We start from the raw sequence: 4801 nt of genomic DNA, 5'->3' as shown, positions 1-4801 counted from the left end.
TTTTTGTCTATTGTCTATTTGCAAACGTACCCCTCTGTTAGATACCGAGGGGTTTTACCTGCTGGCGTGGCTAACGCCACACCAGCAACGGCTAGTCCGTGCCGTCGCCTTTCGCTTCGCACGTCGCCGTCCCGTCCTGCCTTGCTTGTGCAAGAGAGCCGATAGTCTGCAAAAAATCATGTCCTTTCGGGACTAAAGGCGTGTAAAACTCACTGATAACGCTTGTTCCCACATCACAATATCCACGCCCCTTGATACGCTTCTGAAAAAACTGCTTTTTCACATCTGAACCAAACAGCATACCGTAACCTAATTCGCTGATACGCCCAAGTCCCACACGGAAATTGAAGTTATCTCTGATACCGTCCGAGAAATACTTTGCGTCTGGACGCTGGCAGGCAACGATAAGGAAATAACCTGCTTGTCGTCCTAACATAACGATTTTCTTTAACTTGCTAAGTAAGCTCACACTTTCTTTCGTCCCCAGCATTTCAAAAAATGCTACATATTCATCAAAGATAAGAAAGCAGGGTGGCAGTCCCAGATAGGCATAGTTTTCGCCCGTCTTATAGTTCGGGTGTCGCTTCATTTCCTCACTTCGCTGTACCATGCCCTCATAAAAGGCATTGACGCAATCAATCATTTCTTCTTTGGTGTGATACACATTTTCCATAACTGTCCCTAAGTCTGCAAGGTCAGCGTTCTTCGGGTCTAAGATATAAAGGACAGCGTTTGTATGCAGTAAGGCTTCAATGAGTGTCAGCAGAAAATATGTTTTACCGCCACCAGTCCCACCAGCAATCAGAGCGTGAGGGAGTGCGTCATATTCCCAGACAAGATTTTTCATCAATCTAAGACAACCGTTTTCTGCCCGTACTTCATCAATGGTAATGCGGTTCGCTATCATATCATAAAGCAGGGTATATTCGATATAGCCGTCATGCAGGGTCTTGTCGGTCAGCTCACAATACAAGCCACTTTCCAACTTATCCTCCAACCGTAAAAGCTGGTCTTGATATTTTCCCAGCGTAATTTCACAGCGGATATGAAGAAGTCCTTTTTCCATTTGATAATAAATCTTTGGAAACCAGACGATTTTTTCCCTTGATCTGCTTTGCAGGTCAGTAAAAAAACCGCTGTCTTGTACGGTATCGGCTTCATACCACTTATTTTCCAGTATCATTCTTGCCAGCTTTTGACGGTGCAGTAGCTTCTTGAAACTGTCGTAACAGAAGCGGTAATACAGAAAAGCGACCAATGCACAAACACCAGTCGCTATCAGTATGGTTATGAAGTTGTAAAGGGAAAGCGTAAAGCCATTGTCTAATAAGCTGAAATGTTCCCAGTCGGTACGCATGAGCTGTTTGCTATTCAGTAGCAGGAGAACTGCCACGAACACAAACAGAAGCGTCTCTATGGAAAAATGATAAACAAGGTGCTTGTCGCTGGCTCTGATACGGTGTCCTTTGTTCCAAATCATACGCATAAATCAATCACTCCTTTCTGGGTATGAAAAAAGCAGTCAATCCTAAGACTAACTGCTTTGTGTGTAGGGATATAAAATTGTAAAACTAAGATTGCATTTCAGATATGGATTTGAAACCCCTCATAGCTGAATATACCATTCCCTTGTTTTAATTTCCCTTCATTTGACAAGTTGTGAAAAGCTGTCTCTATCTTGTCAATTATAGTAACTGGAATAGATAAATGATGATGTCCTGGCAAAATTCGACTTATCTTTAAAGATTGAATTTTTCTAACAGACTTCCAAAATTCTTGTGGGTTTGTTGATGGATAAAAAGCATCAAGGCAACCGCTATATATCAAATCGCCGGAATACAGATATTTTCTATCCGCTTCATAGAAACAACAATGTCCGGGAGAATGACCGGGCGTGTGAATAACTACCAACTTTCTGTTCCCTAAGTCAATACAATCTTCATCATGTAAAATCATTTGCGGAACCCCTTGAAAAATCTGATATTTCTCTACCTTAAAATCCGAGGGGAAATCACATGGATTGCACATAATATTGTTTTTTACCACTTGCAAAGGTATAGGGAATTTGACCGATAGCCATTCTTTTTCTGCTTCATGAACTGCAATAGACCGAAAATATTTATGTCCACCGATATGATCCCAATGAACATGAGTAGTGATTACTGTAACGGGCAGTTTCGTCAATCCATCAATAACCTCTCTGATGTTGGAAACACCTAAACCTGTATCAATCAGAATGGCTCTTTTTGTCCCACACAATAGATAACAATGTGTTTCTTCCCAGTGTTTGTATTCGCTGATGACGAATGTATCTTGGTCTATTTGTTCGACGGTAAACCAACTGTCCATATACTATTCTCACTCCCTAAAAATTTTAATTTGTCGCTTTCTTCATACCCATATTATAACAGTTCCGTATATCCTCTACAACGAAAATCTATTCAGCAAGTCTATTTTTTCGGTTGTCCCTGCGGTGTATGGTTCTGTGTATTGCCTGCGTTCTGGTTGCTTTTATTCTTCAATACAATATCCTCTGCCTTTACATACCAGTCCACATCTGCACCCGTATAGGTTTTTCTTGATACCGTATCGGCTACTGGATTGACAAGCTCCACAACCGCATTGTACGGAAATTCCCTTAACGGTACTTCTGGCGGTACGGACACGGGGATAATTCCACCATGCAGACTGCACTTCAAATCATAGATACGCTTTTTAAGCTGGGTACTCGGTGTCCCGTCCTCATTCTGCAAGAACACATCTCGCACCGCTGTAAATTTTAATTCTCCAAATGTTTTCTCTTTGTCAATAACAAACCCGTTTGATAATCTCATAAATTCTTCACTCCTTTACTTTTCTTCAACTGCTACAATATCATCAGCAAGCAACACATAATCGGTATGTCCCATATCCCCGATTGCGTAACCTCTGCCATATAACTTCGGATTGACAAGTTTTACTTTCTGTTCATACTTGAAATGCTTTTCGCCAGCCTGCACGGGAATTTCTACCACAACATTTTCGCCTTTTTGTACGTCAGAATAAAGGTTATAGCTTCGTCTGGCTAAGACCCTGCGGTTATTTTTATCTCTTTCAAAGACTGGCTCACTTTCGCCTGCAAATTCAAGAGTTCCAAAAGACTGTGCCATATCTGGCACGACATATTTCATTTCCATAGTGTTTTACCTCATTTCTTTCTATTTTTGATAAGTTTTTTGATTGTGATTTCTTATTCTGGCGGTTTGGGAAGTACCAGCAATCCCCCAGATAGTAAAGGGTAAAATCAATGCTTACGCACCCTTGACTATCCGTGTTCTTGCAGGTAAGTAGCAGACAATCCAGAATAAGCGGAAGTCTGCCGACACGGTATCGGCGGAGAACGTGATTTTTCTTTTCTCATACCGTTACCGCCTTATGATTTCTTCATTTTACGGCGTTTGCAGAAGAAGATACCTGCCAGTCCAGCACCAGAAGTCAAAAGAAGTGCAAGCAGTCCGTAAAGGTTTGTGCTATCGCCAGTTTTTGGACTGTCTGTTTTATGCGGTGTATCTGGTGTCTGTGGTGTTTCGGGTTTCTTTGGTTCTTCTGGGACTTTGGTTTTTTCCTTAAAGGTAATCGTCTGTCCCTTATCCTCAATATCCTTATGCTCGGTAACTTTCTTCGGCTCGTCTGGATTGCTTAAATCGTACAATTCTTCAAAAGTTACAAGCTGTTTGCCGTCAAGAGAAGTAGCGTCAAAGGTAAAGGCAACTTCCACTTTCATAGTTTCGCTGTCAGCAGTAAAAGTGTAATCACTTTTCACACGTTTTCCATTGATAAGAAGCTCTGCATTTTCTTCTTTCAACATCTGCCAGCCCACAAGTTTGTACTGTGTACCGACTTCTAAGCCCTCTAAGATTACGGTATCAATGATTGTAACGTCTTTTCCAGCTTCAAGCTCTTTGTTGCCGTCCTTATCCGTAGCAGTCGTATGAATTTTGACGATACGCTCTGTGATAAGTACCGTCTGTCCGTCGTCCTCAATGTCTTTATGTTCCGCAACTTTTACGGGTTCGTCTGGATTGCTGAAATCATACAATTCTTCAAAGGTAACAAGGTTTTTGCCACCTAAAGCAGACGCATTAAATGTATAGGAAATTTCCACTTTCATTTCTTCATCATCAGCGACAAAGGTATAATCATTTTCCACACGTTTTCCATTGATAAGAAGTTCTACATTTTCTTCTTTTAACATCTGCCAGCCTTTTAACTGATACTTTGTGCCTTTTGTAAGTCCGTCTAATTTGACAGTATCAACAATCGTAATCTCTTTTCCTGCAAGGATAGTCTTTTCGCCGTCTTTGCTGGTCGCTGTGGTATGGATAGAGATTTCTTTTTCGTATTCATCAGTCAGCGTTCCTAAATCAATCACAAGGTTATTTCTTGATACCACGATTTCAAAAGGTGGGATAAGTTCAAAACCTTTGTTACTATCAGAGCGTAATTCTTCAATGATATAGGTATCATAAGGTAACGCACCTTTGCTGTCATCTGGTTCAGAAGTTCCAAACCACACACCGTCCTCGCTGGTCTTTCCTGCGTTTGTATTGTGCTTATGAGAAGCCCATTCAGCAGAAGTGGAGAATTGCCCGTTATCATCAGTTACCACGACATGATTTTCGCCCGTCATCTTGCTTGTGATCCTAAAGGGAACATTAGCAAGACGCTTGTGTGTACCTGCACCGATTTTTACACCCTCAATATCTCCACGCTTAATCTGATTATAGATAGAATGAGCTTCGTCGGTTAAGTCCACGATTTT

At 41.3% G+C, this 4801-nt stretch carries 4 protein-coding genes and 1 pseudogene; all 5 read right to left on the bottom strand.

What is annotated here, in order from left to right:
- Positions 1-91 precede the first annotated feature (91 nt).
- The gene (locus DW114_RS20980) at positions 92-1486 is read right to left on the bottom strand and encodes an FtsK/SpoIIIE domain-containing protein (RefSeq protein WP_117456274.1); all 1395 of its coding nucleotides are present in this window, start codon (positions 1484-1486) and stop codon (positions 92-94) included.
- Between the two features lie 98 nt (positions 1487-1584).
- On the bottom strand, positions 1585-2349 hold the full coding sequence (locus DW114_RS20975) for an MBL fold metallo-hydrolase (protein WP_008687118.1): 765 nt from the start codon (positions 2347-2349) through the stop codon (positions 1585-1587).
- 101 nt (positions 2350-2450) lie between these two features.
- Entirely contained in the window at positions 2451-2834 is a 384-nt protein-coding gene (locus DW114_RS20970) for a YdcP family protein (RefSeq protein WP_008687119.1), read from the bottom strand.
- A gap of 15 nt (positions 2835-2849) precedes the next feature.
- Positions 2850-3176, bottom strand: coding sequence for a YdcP family protein (locus DW114_RS20965; protein ID WP_008792581.1), 327 nt, complete (start codon positions 3174-3176; stop codon positions 2850-2852).
- Between the two features lie 236 nt (positions 3177-3412).
- Positions 3413-4801, bottom strand: a pseudogene (locus DW114_RS20955) (SrtB-anchored collagen-binding adhesin); the annotation flags it as partial.

Origin of the sequence: Absiella sp. AM09-50 (genome assembly GCF_003433845.1) — a bacterium.
GTDB lineage: Bacteria > Bacillota_I > Bacilli_A > Erysipelotrichales > Erysipelotrichaceae > Hoskinsella > Hoskinsella hominis.
The sequence above is the reverse complement of the archived record's forward strand: the minus strand, read 5'-3'. Positions and strand labels throughout refer to the sequence as shown.

Coding starts and splice junctions, on each gene's coding strand:
- DW114_RS20980 (WP_117456274.1), bottom strand. CDS start 1,486: ATGCGTATGATTTGGAACAAAGGACACCGTATCAGAGCCAGCGACAAG.
- DW114_RS20975 (WP_008687118.1), bottom strand. CDS start 2,349: ATGGACAGTTGGTTTACCGTCGAACAAATAGACCAAGATACATTCGTC.
- DW114_RS20970 (WP_008687119.1), bottom strand. CDS start 2,834: ATGAGATTATCAAACGGGTTTGTTATTGACAAAGAGAAAACATTTGGA.
- DW114_RS20965 (WP_008792581.1), bottom strand. CDS start 3,176: ATGGAAATGAAATATGTCGTGCCAGATATGGCACAGTCTTTTGGAACT.